1 protein-coding gene is annotated in these 468 nt (G+C 41.0%); it reads right to left on the bottom strand.

Translation table 11 applies throughout. The features are described 5' to 3' along the window. Window positions 1–407, bottom strand: a 407-nt coding sequence (locus CYTFE_RS25930; protein ID WP_154665729.1) for a phage portal protein family protein, incomplete at its 3' end; no start/stop codon positions are given. Window positions 408–468 lie beyond the last annotated feature (61 nt).

Genomic DNA, 468 nt, shown 5'->3' with positions numbered 1-468 from the left:
ACAATATCCCAGTGTTCGGCCATGGTTAGATCTTCTGATCTGTCAAATACAAACCGGTCGCCTTCCTTAAAACCAAAACCCCATGTATTTAAAATAGGTATCAACTTACCGTTAACAGTAAATTCAATCATACGACGGTCGCTTTCTCCTATTTTTTCATCTAGTGTTCGTTCATGCACTTCGCTTTGGCTTAGGCTAGATCCATCATCGGTAAGCATCGTTCCACCCACTATCCTTTTACCAATTTCATTATTGGTAATCGTAATTTGTTCAAGAAATACCTTATGCGGATCCCCTTTGGTTGCAGCATCGTGGATTGTAATTTTTGCACCTTCGGGGAGTACAGCTTGAGCCGCCCGACCTAACTGACGCATCATCGTTTCAATTCTCTTTAGTTCTTTTTGCATCTGTGATTGATGTTTCTGCAGATACTAAAGGTATACCAAAACGTTCGCTAAAATCTGCCCA

Origin of the sequence: Saccharicrinis fermentans DSM 9555 = JCM 21142 (assembly GCF_000517085.1) — a bacterium.
Lineage (GTDB): Bacteria > Bacteroidota > Bacteroidia > Bacteroidales > Marinilabiliaceae > Saccharicrinis > Saccharicrinis fermentans.
The sequence above is the reverse complement of the archived record's forward strand: the minus strand, read 5'-3'. Positions and strand labels throughout refer to the sequence as shown.